18 protein-coding genes are annotated in these 18,426 nt (G+C 65.7%); 8 read left to right on the forward strand and 10 right to left on the reverse strand.

Annotated features, from left to right (window positions below):
• Positions 1 to 164: 164 nt before the first annotated feature.
• Positions 165 to 1,577, reverse strand: coding sequence for a coniferyl aldehyde dehydrogenase (locus tag HGR_RS12945; RefSeq protein WP_006298727.1), 1,413 nt, complete (start codon positions 1,575 to 1,577; stop codon positions 165 to 167).
• 76 nt (positions 1,578 to 1,653) lie between these two features.
• Positions 1,654 to 2,310 carry a YitT family protein gene (locus HGR_RS12950; protein ID WP_006298728.1) on the reverse strand — a complete coding sequence of 219 codons (657 nt, stop codon included), beginning with the start codon at positions 2,308 to 2,310 and terminating at the stop codon, positions 1,654 to 1,656.
• Between the two features lie 101 nt (positions 2,311 to 2,411).
• Here HGR_RS12950 and plsY point away from each other — a divergent pair, with 101 nt between their 5' ends.
• Complete coding sequence (gene plsY / locus HGR_RS12955) at positions 2,412 to 3,053, forward strand: glycerol-3-phosphate 1-O-acyltransferase PlsY (RefSeq protein ID WP_039853549.1); 642 nt, start codon at positions 2,412 to 2,414, stop codon at positions 3,051 to 3,053.
• A gap of 75 nt (positions 3,054 to 3,128) precedes the next feature.
• On the opposite strand, the gene HGR_RS12960 is transcribed toward plsY, so the two are convergent.
• Positions 3,129 to 4,088: an HD-GYP domain-containing protein gene (locus HGR_RS12960; RefSeq protein WP_006298730.1), complete on the reverse strand. Its 960-nt coding sequence runs from the start codon at positions 4,086 to 4,088 to the stop codon at positions 3,129 to 3,131.
• A gap of 51 nt (positions 4,089 to 4,139) precedes the next feature.
• Entirely contained in the window at positions 4,140 to 4,625 is a 486-nt protein-coding gene (locus HGR_RS12965; protein ID WP_006298731.1) for a YajQ family cyclic di-GMP-binding protein, read from the reverse strand.
• A 58-nt stretch (positions 4,626 to 4,683) separates the two neighbouring features.
• Between HGR_RS12965 and murB the strand changes: the two genes are divergently transcribed.
• Positions 4,684 to 5,760, forward strand: coding sequence for a UDP-N-acetylmuramate dehydrogenase (gene murB / locus HGR_RS12970; RefSeq protein WP_006298732.1), 1,077 nt, complete (start codon positions 4,684 to 4,686; stop codon positions 5,758 to 5,760).
• Positions 5,761 to 5,769: 9 nt separating this feature from the next.
• Here the strand turns inward: murB and HGR_RS12975 are convergent, their stop codons facing one another.
• From HGR_RS12975 to trxB, 5 genes are all read right to left on the reverse strand, one after another.
• A complete protein-coding gene (locus HGR_RS12975; RefSeq protein ID WP_006298733.1) occupies positions 5,770 to 7,092 on the reverse strand; it encodes a DUF2325 domain-containing protein in 1,323 nt (440 codons plus the stop codon).
• Between the two features lie 13 nt (positions 7,093 to 7,105).
• Entirely contained in the window at positions 7,106 to 7,444 is a 339-nt protein-coding gene (locus tag HGR_RS12980) for a hypothetical protein (RefSeq protein WP_006298734.1), read from the reverse strand.
• 232 nt (positions 7,445 to 7,676) lie between these two features.
• Positions 7,677 to 7,847 (reverse strand): 50S ribosomal protein L33, encoded by a 171-nt coding sequence (rpmG, locus tag HGR_RS12985; RefSeq protein WP_006298735.1) that lies wholly within the window; start codon positions 7,845 to 7,847, stop codon positions 7,677 to 7,679.
• A 15-nt stretch (positions 7,848 to 7,862) separates the two neighbouring features.
• Positions 7,863 to 8,096, reverse strand: a complete 234-nt coding sequence (rpmB, locus tag HGR_RS12990; protein WP_006298736.1) for a 50S ribosomal protein L28 — start codon at positions 8,094 to 8,096, stop codon at positions 7,863 to 7,865.
• A 469-nt stretch (positions 8,097 to 8,565) separates the two neighbouring features.
• On the reverse strand, positions 8,566 to 9,525 hold the full coding sequence (gene trxB, locus HGR_RS12995) for a thioredoxin-disulfide reductase (RefSeq protein ID WP_006298737.1): 960 nt from the start codon (positions 9,523 to 9,525) through the stop codon (positions 8,566 to 8,568).
• Between the two features lie 245 nt (positions 9,526 to 9,770).
• Here trxB and HGR_RS13000 point away from each other — a divergent pair, with 245 nt between their 5' ends.
• Genes HGR_RS13000 through HGR_RS13010 form a run of 3 tightly spaced genes read left to right on the forward strand, consistent with a single transcriptional unit; the run spans position 9,771 to position 13,786 of the window.
• Positions 9,771 to 10,451, forward strand: a complete 681-nt coding sequence (locus tag HGR_RS13000) for a Crp/Fnr family transcriptional regulator (protein ID WP_006298738.1) — start codon at positions 9,771 to 9,773, stop codon at positions 10,449 to 10,451.
• 57 nt (positions 10,452 to 10,508) lie between these two features.
• Complete coding sequence (locus HGR_RS13005) at positions 10,509 to 13,010, forward strand: DNA translocase FtsK (RefSeq protein WP_006298739.1); 2,502 nt, start codon at positions 10,509 to 10,511, stop codon at positions 13,008 to 13,010.
• A 2-nt stretch (positions 13,011 to 13,012) separates the two neighbouring features.
• The gene (locus tag HGR_RS13010; RefSeq protein WP_237701419.1) at positions 13,013 to 13,786 is read left to right on the forward strand and encodes an outer membrane lipoprotein carrier protein LolA; all 774 of its coding nucleotides are present in this window, start codon (positions 13,013 to 13,015) and stop codon (positions 13,784 to 13,786) included.
• Positions 13,787 to 13,836: 50 nt separating this feature from the next.
• Here HGR_RS13010 and HGR_RS13015 read toward each other — a convergent pair whose 3' ends face one another.
• A complete protein-coding gene (locus tag HGR_RS13015) occupies positions 13,837 to 14,583 on the reverse strand; it encodes a TerC family protein (RefSeq protein ID WP_006298742.1) in 747 nt (248 codons plus the stop codon).
• 47 nt (positions 14,584 to 14,630) lie between these two features.
• Between HGR_RS13015 and argH the strand changes: the two genes are divergently transcribed.
• The 3 genes from argH (at position 14,631) to HGR_RS13030 (ending at position 18,424) form a co-directional block, all read left to right on the forward strand.
• Positions 14,631 to 16,088 (forward strand): argininosuccinate lyase, encoded by a 1,458-nt coding sequence (gene argH, locus HGR_RS13020; protein ID WP_006298744.1) that lies wholly within the window; start codon positions 14,631 to 14,633, stop codon positions 16,086 to 16,088.
• A 159-nt stretch (positions 16,089 to 16,247) separates the two neighbouring features.
• Positions 16,248 to 17,375 (forward strand): ABC transporter ATP-binding protein, encoded by a 1,128-nt coding sequence (locus tag HGR_RS13025; protein ID WP_006298746.1) that lies wholly within the window; start codon positions 16,248 to 16,250, stop codon positions 17,373 to 17,375.
• A 53-nt stretch (positions 17,376 to 17,428) separates the two neighbouring features.
• Positions 17,429 to 18,424 (forward strand): ABC transporter substrate-binding protein, encoded by a 996-nt coding sequence (locus HGR_RS13030; protein ID WP_006298747.1) that lies wholly within the window; start codon positions 17,429 to 17,431, stop codon positions 18,422 to 18,424.
• The last annotated feature ends 2 nt before the right edge of the window (positions 18,425 to 18,426 follow it).

The following is an 18,426-nucleotide window of genomic DNA, read 5'->3' on the forward strand; positions in this document are numbered from 1 at the left end:
CATCCTGTCTGAACGGAGCGCCGCAGGCGCGCAGTGAGTTATGCCGGAGCAGCTTCACAGTCCTGCGCCAATGCGAAGTCGGCGTAGCCGACCGGCACCGTATGAGCGCCCCGGCCCCAAGCCCGGTCCGTGCATCGCCACCCAAGCAGAAACGCCTGGATGGATTACCGCAGCAGGAACTTCAACAGCCGATCCACCAGCTTCCCATACGGCGGAACCAACAAAGCCGCGGTGGAGAACCGCGATTGCGTGAACACCGGACGCAACTTGGAGAAAGTGAGAAAGCCCTCGAAGCCGTGGTAATGCCCCATGCCCGAGGCGCCAACCCCGCCGAAGGGCAGCTCGTCCTGGGCGACGTGGAACAACGCATCGTTGATGGACACACCGCCGGACATGATGCGCGTCAGAAGTTTCTCCTGCAGCGCGCGGTCGTTCGTGAAAGGGTACAGCGCCAGCGGGCGCGGGCCGGCATTCACGCGCTGGATGACCTCCGTGTCCAGGTCGTCGTACGCGATGACGGGCAGGATGGGGCCGAAGATTTCGCGTTGCATCAACTCGCAATCGGCGGGGGCGTTCAGCAACAGATGGGGCGCGATGCGGCGCTTTGCTTCGTCGAAGGTCTGACCGGGAATGAGCGGGATCAGCTGCGCGCCGCGCGCCTGCGCCTCCTCCATCGCGTTCTTCAGCCGCGCGTAGGCCTTCGCATCGATGATGCTGGTGTAGTCCGGCGTGTCCAGAGTGGGGTAACGTTGCGAGACGATCTCGCGCGCGAGCCGCACGAATTCCTCCACCTTGGCGCGCGGCACGTAGGCGTGGTCGACCGTGGTGCAGATCTGGCCCGCGTTCAGGTACTTGACGTAGAGCAGTCGCTCGGCCGCCGTGCGCAGCGGAAAGTCATCCAGCACGATGGCGGGCGACTTGCCTCCCAGTTCGAGCGTGACGGGGCAAAGGTTGGCCGCAGCCGCGGCCATCACGGCCTTGCCCGTCTGGCCCGAACCGGTGAAGAGCAGGTGGTCGAAGGGCAGCTTGGAAAACTCGATGCCCACGCCTCCGGTTTCATCGAAAACCCGCAGCTTGTCCGCCGCAAAGTAACGCGGCAGCTCGCGCATCAACAGCGCGGCCAGATGGCGCGAGTTTTCGCTCATCTTCACCATGGCGCGGTTGCCCGCCGCGAAGATGGCCGAGAGGGGCACCAGACTCAGGTTGAGCGGAAAGTTCCAGGGCACGATCACCCCCACCACGCCCAGGGGCTGGGGGATCACACGGTTGCTGGCCAGGCCAAAGGCCAGGCGATCGATGCCCCGGCGCTGCGGGCGCATCCAGCGGCGCAGATGCTTGCGCGCGTGGTGGATGGCGTGCAGCGTGGGAATCACTTCCGTCACCAGCGTCTCATGGCGCGAGCGGTGCCCATAGTCCGCGCTGATGGCCGCGCAGATCGCGTCCTGCTGGTCCCGCACGAAACGTTCCAACTGCTCCAGGTCGGCCAAGCGGCGGCCGTAGTCCGGCACTGGATCGGCGAGATAAGCCTGGCGCTGCAAGCGCAGCGAGGCCTGCAGCAGTTCGGTGGTGGCGGTCATGGCGGTCTCCTGTCGTGGGTCCAGCACGTGGGTTCTGGACGTGGTCTGCGAATGCCGTTAACTGTATGGGGCCCACTCAGTGAGCCATGTAACGCCCGGCCCGATGGTTGACGATGAGGGTGAGGTTCAGCACCACCGCGCCAATGACGGACAGGGCCACCTGCGGCAAGGGCATGGTCAGCAGGGCCAGCAGCAGGACCAGGCCATCCGTGGCCATCTGCACCTGGCCTGCCCGCCACCCGCGCGTTTCCTGCAGCCAGTACGCCAAGATGCCCACGCCGCCCAGGCTGGCCTGGTGACGGAACAAAATGAGAAAGCCCACGCCAAGCAGCACGCCGCCGATGAGCGCGGCGTACAGCGGCTGCACCGTGCCGAAGCTGACGCAGCGCGGGGTGATTTCCGTCAGCAGGGACAGCAGGGCCACCGCGATGATGGTCTTGACCAAGAAAGCGCGCGGCATGCGTCGCCAGGCCAAGGCATAGAACGGCAGATTGAGCACGAAAAACACCAAGCCGTAGTTCCAGTCCAAGCTGTAATGCAGCAGAAATGACAAGCCGGCCACGCCGCCGCCCAGCAAACGTTCGTGCTGGAACAGGGTCACGGCCAAGGCGATCAGCGAAGTGCCGAACAACAGGGCCAGGGCGTCCTCCGCCAGACTGTGGCGCGGTGCGGCGGGTGGGCGAGTGCCTGTGGTCGTGGCAGTTGGAGTCGTGGAGTCAACAAAATCGGTCATGCGCGGATTGTGGCATCCGGCTCCTTGCTGGCCCGTGCCGGATCGGTGGGCGCCGCCGGCTCGGGCACAATACCGGCCTTCTTTCGTTGGCTCGTCGCATCTTGGCTACTTACTCTTCCATCCTGTTCCCGGCACTCGTGGCTCTGGCCGCCTACCTGCTCGGTTCCTTGTCCTTCGCCGTCATCGTCAGCCGCGTGATGGGGTTGAACGATCCGCGCACCTATGGCAGCAAAAACCCCGGCGCCACCAATGTGCTGCGCTCCGGTTCCAAAAAGGCGGCCGTGGTGACCTTGCTGCTGGACGGGGCCAAGGGCTGGTTGCCGGTGGCGCTGGTGACTTGGTTCGGTCCCGCTCACGGCCTGGGCGAGGGCTCGGTGGCGCTCGCCGCCTTGGGGGCCTTCTTGGGACATCTCTACCCGGTGTTCTTCCGCTTTGTGGGCGGCAAGGGCGTGGCGACGGCGGCTGGTGTGCTGCTGGGCCTGCATTGGGCGCTGGGATTGGCGGTGCTGCTGACCTGGGTGCTGGTGGCCGTGGTGTCGAGGTATTCGTCCCTGTCGGCGCTGATCGCGTCGGTGGCGGCTCCGCTGTATTACATGATGGGCGATGGTGAGCTGTGGATCACGAATCCGCCCGTGCTGTTCGCGGTGTGCGCCATGTCCTTGCTTCTGATCTACCGCCATGCCGAGAACATCGGACGTCTCGCGCGCGGCCAGGAAAGCAAGCTCGGTCAAAAGAAGAAATAACAACGCGCTGCCCGACCGCTGGCCAACCTGGCCACGGTCCACGGCTGTCTGGCAGCTGCCCAGGCGCCGGCGACTTCAGCGCCAGCTTGCCTGCGCGCCGAGTTGCAGGATCTGATGGTGATTCGGCCGCAGCCGAACCAAGGCGGTGGCCAGCGCGGACTTGATGGACGGGCTGCCTTGCAGGGTCTGGTGCAGTCGTGGTTGTGGCAGGGCTTGTCCGTCCGGTCCGGTCAATACCGCCACATGGGGCAGATTCGCCCGTTCGCTGCGCCGAACCACCAAGGCCAGCGCATTGTTTTCCAGTTGCACGTAGGTGCCGGGCGGGCACAGGCCGACGGCGCGCACCAAGGCGTGTCCGACCTCGTCCGCCGTGGCATGTGAGCCATTCATGATGGCGCGCACTGATTCGGTGGTGCTGCGCCCGGCACGCGACTTGCGCGGCGAAATCATCGCCGCATAGCGGTCCACCGCGTGCAGGATGCGCACCAGGCGCCGCAGCGGGGGCAGGGCATGCAGGGGCAGGGGCGTCGCGTCTTCATCGTGATGGCGGCGCACGATCTCCACCCACAGCGGGTCGCCCACGCCCAGGCGGTCTGCCAGCAAGTGGGCGCCGCGCGGGGCATGGGTGCGCACGGCCTCCTGCTGCTCGGCGCCGGGCTTCTCGGTCTGCAGCGCAAGCTGGTCCTGCAGCTCGGTCATGGCGATGTTCATGGTCAGCGCGGCGTGCACCAAGGCGTCATGCTCGCTGCCGTCCAGCCTCAGCTCGGTGCCCAGCAAATGGCAGAGGGTGGCGCAGACTAGGCTGTGGGAGGCGCTGTAGCCGACCCAGGAATTGGTGGCCAGCTGGAACAGCAGGTACAGGCCCAGGTCCGCGTCGCGCCGCAGCAAATCGCGCAGCCAGCGGTCGTACTGCACCACCCGCTGTTCAAACTCCCGCACCGACAGCGGGTTGGAGAGCAAGACACCCAGGCCGGATTCCAGATCGGACCACAGCCCGAGCAGGTCTTCGTACTCGTTTTCGTCCTGGACGCTCATGGTGCAACGGCGGCCCAGGAGGGATGGCAGGGGCTGCGCGTCACGGGCAGCTCAATCGCGGAAATTGTTGAAGTCCAGCGGGGTGTCGCTGATCTCCTTGCGCAGCAGAGCGATGGCGGCCTGCAGGTCGTCGCGCTTGGCACCGGTGACGCGCACCTTGTCTTCCTGGATGCTGGCCTGCACCTTGATCTTGCTGTCCTTGATCAAGCGCTGGATCTTCTTGGCCAGTTCGGACTCGATGCCGTTTTTCACCTTGACGATCTTCTTGACCTTGTCGCCGCCGATTTTTTGCAGCTCGCCGATGTCGAGGAAGCGCACGTCCACGGACTGCTTGGTCAACTTGCCGCGCAGCACGTCCAGGATCTGCTCGATCTGGAAATCCGCGTCGCCGATCAAGGTGATTTCCTTGTCCTTGATCTCGATGCTGGCCGAAGTGCCCTTGAAGTCAAAACGGGTGCCGATCTCCTTGGCGGCGTTGTCCACGCCGTTCTTGACCTTGACCATGTCGGCTTCGCAAATGGTGTCGAATGAAGGCATATTGCGTATGAGGGGTAGCGGGGTGAGAAAATCAGAGGCTTACGAACAGCCGCCCTTTATGTTAGTCGAGAACAACGTCCCGCTGGAGCCCTACAACACCTTTCACATTGTCGCCAAGGCGCAGACCTTGATTCGCGTCAAGAGCGAGGCCGACGTGGCCGAGGTGCTGGCCGATCCGGTGTTGGGGCCCGCGCGCAAGTTCGTGCTGGGCGGCGGCAGCAACATCGTGCTCACGGGCGACGTCAAGGCCGTCACGCTCAAGGTCGAAATCATGGGGCGGCGGCTGGTGGCGCAGGACGACAAGGCCTGGATTGTCGAGGCGGGTGCGGGCGAATCCTGGCACGAGGTGGTCGATTGGACGCTCTCCCAGGGCTGGCCCGGGCTGGAAAACATGGCGCTGATTCCCGGCACCATGGGCGCGGCCCCGGTCCAGAACATCGGTGCCTACGGCCTGGAATTGCAGGACCGCTTTGACTCGCTGGACGCCATCGACCTGCACACGGGGCGGCCCTTCACGCTCAATGCCTCGCAGTGCGGCTTCGCCTACCGGGATTCGGTGTTCAAGCATGGGGCGCCGGGGACCGGTGCGGACAGCAACAACCTGGGACTGAAAGACCGTGCCCTGATCACCCGCGTGCGTTTGCGCCTGCCCAAGGCGTGGAGGCCCGACTTGGGCTACCTGGACCTGCAGCGCAAGCAGGCGGAAACCGGCATCACCGCACCCACGCCGCGCCAGGTTTTTGACTGGGTCTGCGAGATCCGCCGCGCCAAGCTGCCCGATCCGGCGGTGATCGGCAACGCGGGCAGCTTCTTCAAGAACCCGACTGTCACGCCCGAGCAGTGCGCGGACATCATCGCCCGCGAGCCCAACATCGTGCACTACCCCATGCCCGACGGCACGGTCAAGCTCGCCGCGGGCTGGCTGATCGACGCCTGCGGCTGGAAGGGCAAGAGCATTGGCCAAGCGGGCGTGTACGAAAAGCAGGCTCTGGTGCTGGTGAACCGGGGCGGGGCGGCCACCCAGGCTCCGGCCGGTGCGACGGGGGGTGAGGTCATGACCCTGGCGCGCGCCATCCAGACCAGCGTCTATGAGCGCTTCGGCATCCGGTTGGAGCCGGAGCCGGTCGTCATCTAAGTCCTGACTTCAAACGCCCCGGGCGGTTTCGGGCGGCATCTCCCAGCCGATGTCGCCCAGCGCCCGTTCCAGCGCGCTGCGGCTGGGCTGGTCGACGAAGACGCAACGCTTGCCGGTGCGCTTGCAATGGTCCTTCACGCGCCAGTAGGCGTTGTGGCTGATGCAGCCGCTCTGGCAGATCACCAAGTCGGCGGCCGCCAGGGTGGCGTCGAGTTGACTGCTGTTGTCTTCCGTGCCGCCGTCGTGGTGCAGGAAACGCGCGCCGCGGTGCTCGATCAACTCGCGGTACACCGGCACGCTGGCTTGTCTGCCTCCTACGCACAGCACCGCGCAGCCCTCGAGCCGTGTTGGGAGGTGCGCCTCGCTGCGTGTGGTTTCGCCCAGGCTCCCCGTCTTGGCTGGCTGATCCACCCCGGCCGCGAGCGCGAGCGCGAGTGCGTGCTCGGCCCGGTCCGCGCGTTCCCGCTCTTGCTCCCGGTGTTCCCGGGTTTCGCGCAGTTCCAGGCGGGTTTGCCTCAGTTCCTCCTGCAGTTCTCGATTGCGCTGCGCCAGCGCCTGTCGCTCGGGCAGGTGAGGCGATGCGGCGTGCAGGCTGTCGTTGGCCTCCTGCAGTTGTTGCAGCCGCGTCTGCGCCTGGATCAATTCGGCACGCATGCGCAAGGCGCTGGCTTCTTGCGCTTCCAGTTGCGCGCCAAAGTGACGCGCCTGCTGCTGGCTGCGCTGCTGCGCACCGGCCAGTTCCCGCGCGAGGATGGCGTTTTCCTCCTGCAGCGCTTCCAGCCGGCTGAGGTCGGCGCGGGTGGCCGTGCCGACCTGGTGCTGCAGCATGTGCACTTCACCAAGGATGCGTTGTTCCAGCAAGTAGTCGCACCTGGGGTGCGTGAGCGCGGCCCAGAGCGCGCTGGCCAGGTCAGCGCGTCCTTCGTGGGCGCGGTCACGGCAGTCGTCCCACCAGCGCGCCAAGGCCTCGGTGGATTTGAGGGGCTGGGTGGCGCGGATCACCAGGGCGTAACGCTGGTCCAGGTCTTTTTGAACGGCATCGGCCAGTGGGGAACGGCGCCGGCATTCGGTGACGGCCATGCAGTGCACTTCGTAGTCGCTGTGCGCGGGGACCGTGCCCAGCGCCTTGGCCGTCAACCTGCGCAGCAAGGGCAAGGGCAGGCAGACCCCGATGATGGGGCAGAAGGCGTGACCTTCGAGTTCCCAAAGACGGCGGCGGCGCGAGCCTGCGGCTACGGGCACGGCAGTGTTGGCGGACGAGACCCCACCGATGACGGGCTGGGACGCTTGCGGCAGGGCCACCACGGGCGGCGCGCTACGGGTGTCGCACATCGGATGGTTCCTCTCAGTGCATCAAGGTGCTGACGGGCAGCAGACCCAAGGGATCGGCCAGGGCGGGATCCGGCTGCGTGACGACGGAGGCGTCGCTGCTTGCATCGCTGACAACGATCCAGCGCTCGTGCGCCATGGCCATCACGTGGCGCAGTCCCGGACTGGCGTGCGGATGGTTCTTGAGCAGATAGAGGTTGCAGACGATCTTGCGCGCCATGGCCGTGCGCTGCTGTCGCGCGGAAGTGGGCGCGTTGTCATTCGGCGCGGCCCAGCAACTCATCAGGGCCACCGTGCCAGCCACCAGGGCTTCGAGGCAGGGCTGGGCCAGGTCATCATCGGCGGCACAGGACATGAGGGTCTCCAGAAGTTGTCTTCATTGTATTGAGAATTATTCTCAATACAATGAATGACCATGCCGCTCACGGGGGATCGACCAAGGTCGATCAAGGAGACAAACGGGCGAGACACCTAGCCGTCGAGGATGGGGACCTGCACGCACCGAGGCGCTGTTTTTGAGCAAAAGCAAAGAGAAAAGCCCGCGCACCGGAACGGTGGGCGGGCCTGGCGGGAAACCAGTGGCTGAATTACTTCAGCTTGATTTCCTTGTATTCCACATGCTTGCGAGCCTTGGGGTCGAACTTCATGATCGACATCTTCTCGGGCATGGTCTTCTTGTTCTTGCTGGTCGTGTAGAAGTGACCGGTGCCGGCCGTGGATTCCAGCTTGATCTTTTCGCGTCCGCCTTTGGTGGCCATGGTGCTTCTCCTTGATTAGGCTTGGCCGCGCGCACGCAGGTCAGCGAGCACGGAGTCGATGCCGTTCTTGTCGATCAGTCGCAGGGCGGCGCTGGAAACGCGCAGGCGCACCCAACGGTTTTCGCTCTCGACCCAGAAACGGCGGTATTGCAGGTTCGGCAGGAACCGGCGCTTGGTTTTGTTGTTGGCGTGGGAAATGTTGTTCCCGACCATGGGCTTCTTGCCCGTCACTTCACAGACGCGTGCCATGTGGACACTTCGCTTTCTTCATACGACCGCCACCTGAGCAGTGGGGGTCTCACCTCGCCAAGTAGGGTGGCGGTGGCCCATCGAATGCTGGGGACCCAGCAAAGCCGACGATTATAGCCAATTTGGCGACATTGCTGGCGTGGGATGGGTTTGGGTGGTAGGGCGCAGGCGCGTCCGTTGCTGGCACCCGGCGTGGCGGGCTTGGGGACCCCCTCCTCATGAGATTTGCCGCGCAAATCAAAATCGTCGGTTTCCCCAAGCCCGCCGCACCGGGTGCCGGCCAGAGGGTAGGTGTTTCGGGCGGGCCTGGAAGGGAACGATGCCGTAGGCTCAAGCGGATCGTGGGCGGGGCGGGTCGCGCCGCCGATTTTGATTTGCGCAGCAAATCTCATGAGGCGGACGGCCCGCCCCGCCCGCGATCCGCGCCGTGAAGCGCAACGAGCAACGAGGCCGCAGACGCAGAGTCGCTTTACTCCTGCTGCTCCAGGAAACGCTGCGCATCCAGCGCCGCCATGCACCCCGTGCCTGCACTTGTGATGGCTTGGCGGTAGACATGGTCCTGCACATCGCCCGCCGCGAAGACGCCCGGCACGCTGGTCATGGTGGCGAAGCCTTGCAGGCCCGAACGCGTGACGATGTAGCCGTCCTTCAAATCCACCTGGCCCTGGAAGATCTCCGTGTTCGGCGAATGCCCGATGGCGATGAAGCAGCCCTTGAGCTCCAGATCCTCGGTGCTGCCATCCACCGTGCTCTTGAGGCGGATGCCCGTCACCCCGCTGGCGTCGCCCAGCACTTCCTCCAGCGTGCGGAATGTCTTGAGCACGATCTTGCCTTCCTTCACCCGCTCCATCACCTTGTCCACGAGGATGGGTTCGGCGCGGAACTTGTCGCGGCGGTGGATCAGGTAGACCTTGCTGGCGATGTTCGAGAGGTACAGGGCCTCTTCCACCGCCGTGTTGCCGCCGCCCACCACGCAGCAGATCTGCTCGCGGTAGAAGAATCCGTCACAGGTGGCGCAGGCCGAGACACCGCGGCCCATGAATGCGGATTCCGACGGCAGGCCCAGGTACTTGGCTGAGGCGCCCGTGGCGATGATCAAGGCGTCGCAGGTGTAGGCGCCGCTGTCGCCCCAGAGCGTGAACGGGCGTTTGCTGAGGTCAACCTTGTGGATGTGGTCGAACACGACCTCGGTCTTGAAGCGCTCGGAGTGTTCCAGCAGCTTCTGCATCAACTCGGGGCCTTGGATGCCGTCCACCGCGCCGGGCCAGTTGTCGACTTCGGTGGTGGTCATCAGCTGGCCGCCTTGGGCCATGCCCGTGATCAGGAGGGGCTTAAGGTTGGCGCGCGCCGCGTAGACGGCGGCGGTGTAGCCGGCGGGGCCGGAGCCGAGAATCAGAACCTGGGCGTGACGGGAGGCAGTGGCGGTCATGTGAGGACTCTTGAAGTGGATCGGGCAAGCTGGGGGTCAATGAGCTCGGTGGGCTGAAAGGGCGGTGCCCCGGCAGGCCGGCGGGGCGAGGTAGACTGATGATCCATTCAGCCCGGCGCATGGATTTCGTGTCGCGATGCAACAGAGATGTCATTGTAAGAATCCTTGCAAGACATCGCTGCTTGTCAGTCTATGCTCGCGAAACACGCTAGGTTGGCGAGTGAGCAGAAAAACGAGTAGTACCCATGTCGATGTTGAGCAATCTGGATCTGTTGCGCAGGGTGTCGTTGTTTTCCCTGTTGAGCGAAACGCAGTTGCAGGCCCTGGCGGATTCCGTGTCCAAGCGGCGCTACAAACGGGGCGACCGTGTCGTCACCCAAGGTCAGAAAACCGGTGCGCTGTTCGTGATCCTCTCCGGGCGCGCCCGCGTGCTGATGAGCAGTGGCAGCCGGCGCCGCGAGGTGATCCTCGCTTCGCTGCAAACGGGTGACTATTTTGGTGAGATGAGCCTGATCGACGGCGAGGCGCATTCGGCCTCGGTGGACGCGGAGGCGGAACTCGATGTGCTTGCCTTGGACCAGGCCGCCTTCATCCGCTTGCTGGGCGAGAGCGCCGCCATCGCGCACGGCATCATGCGGGGTCTGGTGCGGCGCTTGCGCCAGGCCGACCGCAAGATCGGAACGCTGGCACTGATGAGTGTCTATGGCAGGGTGGCCAATGTGCTGCTCGACATGGCCAAGGCCGCGCCCGCCGGGGACATGATCATCCGCGTGCGCTTCTCGCGCCAGGATCTGGCCCAAATGGTGGGGGCCTCGCGCGAGATGGTGAGCCGGGTGATGAAGGATTTCGAGGAGCAGGGTTTCGTGATCCCGCTCGAAGGCGGCGCGCTCTACGTGAAAGAGCGCCGCGCCACGCCGCGCCATTGACCTTGGCACCGGGGCGTCTTCCGGGCCGGCTTGCCGGCCGTTTGCTTTTTTGTTTGCATGACTGATCGATCCGACACGCTGAATCCCGGCCCCACGGCCCTGGCCACCCTGCGTAGCCGTTACGCGGGCGAACTGATGCTGTTCCTGGGCCTGGTGCTGCTGGTGTACTGGGGCATGGCGCTGGGCACGCACAGTTTGGGCGACCCGGCCTGGTCCACCTCGGGCAGTGGCACGGGCTCGGTGCGCAACCAGGGGGGGCTGCTGGGGGCGTGGGTGGCTGATGCGAGCTATTACCTGTTCGGTTTCTCGGTCTGGTGGTGCTGGGCCGCCGCGGTGCGCAGCTGGTTCTCCACGCTGGCGCGGGCCTTGCGCTCGCCCCGGCTGGATGCGGGCTCCGCCGCTGCCTGGGAGCCGCCATCCCCCGAAGCCCCGGCGCCGTCGTCCACCGGCTGGACGCTGAAGGCTGAACTGTTCGTCGCCGGACGTTGGGGTTTTTGGACCGGCCTGGCCTTGCTGATGCTGGCCAGCACCTCCCTGGAGTGGTCGCGTTTCTACAGCTACGAGCCGCACCTGCCCGGCCACGCGGGCGGCGTCCTGGGCTACTGGATGGGGCCGCTGGCCGCGCGCTGGCTGGGCCCGACCGGTTCGGCCCTGCTGGCCATTGGTCTGTGGGTGCTGGCCGTGGCCTGGGTCTTCCGTTTTTCTTGGGGGCTGACGGCGGAACGCCTGGGCGCTTTCGTGCAAATGCTGCTGGACGCGCGGCGCGCGCGCCGTGAGCGCGCTCAGGACCGTGCCCTGGGCGCGCAGGCCGCGCGTGAGCGCGAACAAGAGGACGCTGCCCGCGCCTTGGCGGCGCGCCAAGCCCAGGCCGCAGAAGCTCAAGTCGACGACGAAGCGGACGACCTGCCTTCGGCGATCGGCGCTTCCTTGAGCGCTGCCGCGCCAGTGCGACCCGCCGCGCCGCGCCTGGAACCCCAGTTCGACGCCCCCGTGCCGCCGGCTGTGAAGCCCAGCGCGCGGGTGGTCAAGGAGCGGCAGAAGAACCTGTTCGCCGACATGCCGGACACCAAGCTGCCCCAGGTGGACCTGCTGGACAGTGCGAGCGCGCAAGGCCGCCAAGAGACCGTCTCGCCCGAAACGCTGGAGATGACCAGCCGCCTGATCGAAAAGAAACTCGGCGACTTCGGTGTGCAGGTGCGCGTGGTGACCGCGCAGCCCGGCCCGGTGATCACGCGCTACGAGATCGACCCCGCCACCGGCGTCAAGGGCTCCCAGATCGTCAACCTGGCCAAGGACCTCGCGCGTTCGCTTTCGCTGGTGTCCATCCGCGTGATCGAGACCATCCCCGGCAAGAACTACATGGCGCTGGAACTGCCCAACGCCAAGCGGCAGAGCATCCGCCTGTCGGAAATCCTGGGTTCGCAGGTCTACAACGATGCCAAGAGCCTGCTGACCATCGGTCTGGGCAAGGACATCGTGGGCCTCCCCGTGGTGGCTGACCTGGCCAAGATGCCGCACGTGCTGGTGGCGGGCACCACGGGTTCCGGCAAGTCCGTCGGCATCAACGCCATGATCCTGAGCCTGCTCTACAAGGCCGAGGCCAAGGACGTGCGCCTGCTGATGATCGACCCCAAGATGCTGGAGATGAGCGTCTACGAGGGCATCCCGCACCTGCTGGCCCCCGTGGTCACGGACATGCGGCAGGCCGCGCACGGCCTGAACTGGTGCGTGGCCGAGATGGAGAAGCGCTACCGCCTGATGAGCAAATTGGGCGTGCGCAATCTCGCGGGCTACAACGCGAAGATCGACGAGGCGGCCGCGAAGGAAGCCTTCATCTACAACCCCTTCAGCCTCACGCCCGATAGCCCGGAGCCCTTGCAGCGCCTGCCGCACATCGTGGTGGTCATCGACGAACTGGCCGACCTGATGATGGTGGTGGGCAAGAAGATCGAGGAGCTGATCGCCCGCCTGGCCCAGAAGGCACGCGCCGCGGGCATACACCTCATTCTCGCCACGCAGCGCCCCAGCGTGGACGTGATCACCGGCCTGATCAAGGCCAACATCCCGACGCGCATCGCCTTCCAGGTCAGCAGCAAGATCGACAGCCGCACCATCCTCGACCAAATGGGCGCCGAGGCCTTGCTGGGCATGGGCGACATGCTGTACATGCCCAGCGGCACGGGACTGCCGATCCGCGTGCACGGCGCCTTCGTCAGCGACGAGGAAGTGCACCGCGTGGTCAGCTACCTCAAGACCCAGGGCGAGCCGGACTACATCGAAGGCGTGCTCGAAGGCGGCACGGTCGACGGCGAGGAGGGCGGTGACTTGCTCGGGGGCGGAACTGGCGGCGCGGGGGGCGAGAAAGACCCGATGTACGACCAGGCCGTGGAGATCGTGCTCAAGAACCGCAAAGCCAGCATCTCTCTGGTGCAGCGCCACCTGAAGATCGGCTACAACCGCGCGGCCCGCCTGGTCGAGGACATGGAAAATGCCGGCCTCGTCAGTCCCATGAACACCAATGGACAGCGCGACATCCTGGTGCCCGCGCGTTCGGAGTGAAGATGAACCCATCCCTGTCGGTGATGAAGCCGCATTCCTATTTTCCGGCGGCGCATGGCGCGCTCGTCTTTCGCTGCGGCGCTGTCGCTCGCACGGTCGCGCTCATCCTGCTGAGCTTGCTGCTGCTGTGGTTCGCTCCTGGCCCGGTCCAAGCGCAGGACGGCAAACCGCTCGACGGCCTGAGTGCGCTGTCCGTGTTCTTGCAAACCACGCGCAGTGGTCGCTCGGATTTCACCCAGGTCGTGACCCTGCCCCCGCGCGCCAGCGAAGGCAGCACCCGTGTGGCCCGCACGCGCAGTTCCAACGGCAGTTTCGCCTTCCAGCGCCCAGGGCGCTTCCGCTTCGTGTATGCCGCGCCCTTGTCGCAGACCATCGTGGCCGACGGCAAGACGCTGTGGCTCCATGACGAAGACTTGAACCAGGTCACCGTCCGTTCCCAGGCCGGCGCGCTGGACGACACGCCGGCCGCCCTGATCGCTGGCGCCTCGGACCTGCGCACCTTGCAGGCCAGCTACGAGTTGGCCAACGACGGCGCGCGCGATGGCCTGCTCTGGGTGCGCGCCACGCCCAAGGCGCGTGAGGGCCAGACCCAGCAACTGCGCGTCGGCCTGCGTGCCGTGTCGCCAACCCAGGTGGAATTGGGCGCCTTCGAAATCCTGGACAGCTTCGGCCAGCGTTCCCTGCTGACCTTCAGCCGCATGCAGGTCAATGCGAACCTGCCGGCTGACACCTTCCGCTTCACGCCGCCGGCTGGTGCAGACATCATCCGGCCTTGAAGCCGGATGCACGGCAGGTCAAGTCAGGTCAAGTTCGTGCGCGGCGCGGTTCAATGGCCACCCGCGCCGCCGGTTCCGCCTGCGGGAGTACCCAGGCGCTTGCGCACCCGGATGTTGAGCATTTCCACGACCAACGAGAAGGCCATCGCGAAGTAGATGTAGCCCTTGGGCACGTGGTGGTCGAAGCCTTCGGCGATCAGCACCACGCCGACCACGACCAGGAAGGACAGGGCCAGCATCTTGACGGTCGGGTGCTCGGACACGAAGTTGCCGATGGCGCCCGCGAACACCATCATCAGCGCCACCGAGGCCACCACGGCCGCGATCATGACCGCGACCTCGTCCACCATGCCCACGGCGGTGATGATGGAGTCCAACGAGAACACCAGGTCCACCACCATGATTTGCAGGATCACCGCGGTGAACGTGGCGCGGGCCTTGCTCCCGGACGATTCTTCCCCGCCTTCCATCGCGTGGTGAATCTCGCCCGTGCTTTTCCAGATCAGGAACAGGCCGCCCAAGATGAGGATCAGGTCTCGCCCCGAGACCTCCTGGCCCAGCACGGTGAACAGGGGCGCCACCAGGCCGATGATCCACGACAGCACCAGCAGCAGGCCGATGCGCATGAACATGGCCATGAACAGGCCCAGGCGACGGGCCAGCGCGCGTTGCGCGGCGGGCAGTTTGTCCACCAGGATGGAGATGAAGATCACGTTGTCGATGCCCAGCACCAGCTCCAGCGCGGTCAGCGTGGCGAAGGCGATCCAGGCCTGAGGATCGGTCAAGAGTTCCAGCATGGTTGTCTCCTTGTATTGGCTGGTGGGTCGATAGAATCCATCCAATTATGTCCACCCCCAATCAACTCGACAAAAAATCCGAGGCCTGGTCGGCCCTGTTCTCCGAACCCATGAGCGAGCTGGTCAAGCGCTACACGGCCAGCGTGTTCTTCGACCAGCGCCTGTGGCAGGCCGACATCACCGGCAGCCTGGCCCACGCCGACATGCTGGCGGCGCAAAAGATCATCGGCGCCGACGATCTGGCTGCCATCCAGAAGGGCATGGCCCAGATCCGCGCCGAAATCGAGGGCGGCCAGTTCGAGTGGCAGCTTGACCTGGAGGACGTGCACCTCAACATCGAGGCACGCCTGACGCAATTGGTCGGCGACGCCGGCAAGCGACTGCACACGGGCCGCAGCCGCAACGACCAGGTGGCGACCGACGTGCGCCTGTGGTTGCGCGGCGAGATCGACCTGATCACCGGCCTGCTGTCTGACTTGCAAAAAGCCTTGCTGAGCGTGGCCGAGCAGAACGTGGACACCATCTTGCCGGGCTTCACCCATTTGCAGGTCGCCCAGCCCGTGAGCTTCGCCCACCATTTGCTGGCCTACGTGGAGATGTTCGCGCGTGACGCCGAGCGCATGGCCGACGTGCGCAAGCGCGTCAACCGCTTGCCCCTGGGCAGCGCCGCGCTGGCTGGCACCACCTACCCGCTGGACCGCGAGCGCGTGGCGAAAACGCTGGGCATGGTGGATGAACAAGGCCAGGCCTGCATCTGCCAGAACAGCCTGGACGCCGTGAGTGATCGCGACTTCGCCATCGAATTCAGCGCCGCCGCCTCGCTCGTCATGGTGCATGTCAGCCGCCTGAGCGAAGAACTGATTCTGTGGATGAGCCAGAACTTTGGCTTCATCAAAATCGCGGACCGCTTCACCACCGGCAGTTCCATCATGCCGCAGAAGAAGAACCCGGACGTGCCCGAGCTCGCGCGTGGCAAGACTGGGCGCGTGGTCGGCCACCTGATGGGCCTGATCACCCTGATGAAGGGTCAGCCCCTGGCCTACAACAAGGACAACCAGGAAGACAAGGAGCCGCTGTTCGACACGGTGGACACCTTGAAGGACACGCTGCGCATCTTCAGCGAGATGGTCGGCGGCCAGGTCAACCCCGCCACCGGCAAACTCGAAGGCGGCATCACGGTCAACGCGCCGGCCATGGAACAGGCCGCGCTCAAGGGCTACGCGACGGCGACCGATCTGGCCGACTACCTGGTCAAGAAAGGCCTGCCTTTCCGCGACGCGCACGAAACCGTGGCCCATGCGGTCAAGGCCGCCGTCAGCCACAGCTGTGATCTGTCCGAACTGCCCCTGACGGTGCTGCTGCAATTCAACAAGAGCATCGAGAAAGACGTGTACGAGGTGCTGAGCCTGCGCGGCTCGCTCAACGCGCGCAACACCGTCGGCGGCACCGCGCCCGCGCAGGTGCGCCAGCAGATCGCGCGGCACCGCGCGCGGCTCGCAAGCTGACCTGTCTGCGCCCGGGTAAGCCCGAACGCGCGGGCTCCGGACCGCTGCTCTGGTGTCGGTTGGAGGGCACGTTCCCGCCATCGATGCTTGTCATATCGCGGGCGGCGCTTCACGGCGCTGTCATTGAAATGACATGTCTGCTGCCTAGCATGGGCGTCCATGAAACCGAATCCCAGCGCCGCGGGTGTCGCGGTGACCGTGGAGCACCTGGAACGACGCCATGGCGATCAGTACGCGCTACAGGACTTCAGCATCACGCTTGAGCCAGGCGGTGTGCTCGCGCTCTTGGGCCCCTCGGGTTGCGGCAAGACCACATTGTTGAAACTGCTGGCCGGGCTTGACCGGCCCAGCGGGGGGCGCATTCTGTTCGGCGGCCGCACCATGGCCGGCGACGGCGTCATGGAGCCGCCTCAGAAGCGCGAACTCGGCATGGTGTTCCAGGACTATGCGCTGTGGCCGCACATGAGTGTGCTGGCCAACGTGGCCTTTCCATTGCAAATGCGGGGCCTGTCGGCGCCCGAGGTGCGTCGGCGCGCGCAAGAGTCACTGGAGCGTGTCGGTCTGGGGGCGATGGCTGGCCGGTCACCGGCTCAGCTGTCGGGTGGTCAGCAGCAGCGCGTGGCCCTGGCGCGCGCCATCGTCGCTCGGCCCCGTTTGCTCCTGTTTGACGAACCCCTGTCCAACCTCGACCGGGACCTGCGTGACAGTCTGTGCCTCGACATCACGCGCCTGCTGCGCGAGGTCGGCGCCACGGCGGTTTACGTGACGCACGACCACGAAGAGGCCTGCACGGTGGCTGACGAAGTGGCGGTGATGGCGCAAGGCCGATTGCTGCAACTGGCCACCCCAGCGACCTTGTGGAGCGCGCCGGCCAGTTCCACCGTGGCCCAGTTCCTCAAACTGGGTGCGCTCCTGCCGGCGCGTCGCGTCGCCGCGGGTGTGCATCTGGCCGATGGCGCCTTGCTGGCGCACGAGCTGCTGGCACTGGTGCCCGGCATGGCGGAAGACGGAGCCGACAGCGACGACGCGGCGCACCGCCCGCGTCAGGGCCAGGTCTTGATTCCTGGCCATGCCGTCACTCCCGGGGCGCTGGACGGTGCCGCCTTGCACGCCACCGTGACCGCCCAGCACTACCGCAGTGGCGGTTTCGCGACCGAACTGCGCCTGCCGGGAGGCGTGTCGCTGCACACCTTGCTGCGCGAGCGTTTGCAGGCGGACAGCACCGTGGGGCTGCACATCGCGCCGCGCCAACTGCGCTGGTTCGATGCGGCCCCAGCACGGGGCTGAATCGTCATCTGCTTTTTCTCCACTCCACTCCACTTCACTCATTCGCACAAACTATGACTGATCTGAGCATCGGCAATTGGAATGCCCGTTTCATCCGTCGCGCCGTCGCAGCCGCCATCGGCGCACTGGCCCTGGTCACCACCGGTGCCCAGGCCCTGACGGTCTACTCCGCCGGCCCCGACGAACTCATCCGCAACCTGGCCGAAGGTTATGAACGCGCCACTGGCGTCAAGGTCGACGTGTTTCAGGCCGACACCGGCAAGGTCATGGCGCGTTTGGAAGCCGAGGCAGCCAACCCGCGCGCCGACGTGGTGATTTCCGCGTCCTGGGACAGCGCGCTCGACCTGCACCAGCGCGGGTGGCTGTTGACTTACCAGAGTCCGAATGCCGCCAAGGTGCCGGCGCTTTACAAGGGCCCGAGCTACGTGGCCCAGGGCCTCTCGGCGCTGGCCATCGCCTGGAACCCCGGCAGCGGCACGCCGCGTCCGCAGGACTGGAGTGATCTGGCCGGCGAAGCCTTCCGCGGCAAGGTCAACATGCCCAACCCCGCGCAGTCGGGCACCGCGCTGGAATTGCTGTCGGGGCTTCAGGCCGCGCATGGCGCCGATGCCTGGAAGCTCTTCGGCGAACTCAAGGCCAAGGGCATGAATATTTCGGGCGCCAACGCGCAGGCGCTCAATCCCGTGCTGCAGGGCGCCAAGGCGGCCGTGTTCGGCGCGGTGGATTACGTCACTTACGGTGCACAAGCCAAGGGCGAGAAGGTGGACATCATCTTTCCGTCCAGCGGCACCGTGGTGGCGGCGCGACCGATGATGATCCTCAAGTCGTCCAAGGCTCAGGCCGACGCGCGCAAGTTCATCGACTACGTGCTGTCCGACGCTGGCCAGACCGCCGTTGCTCGGGTCTACCTGATACCTGCGCGCAGCGACGTGGCCGCGCAGCGCCCGGGCCTGGACAGTTTCAAGGCCTTGCCGCCGGCTGACGCCCAGGAGCGTGCCGGCCGCCAGGCCCTGCTGGAGCGTTTCACCGAGCTGTTCGCGCGACGCTGACC

This window comes from Hylemonella gracilis ATCC 19624, from assembly GCF_000211835.1.
GTDB lineage: Bacteria > Pseudomonadota > Gammaproteobacteria > Burkholderiales > Burkholderiaceae_C > Hylemonella > Hylemonella gracilis.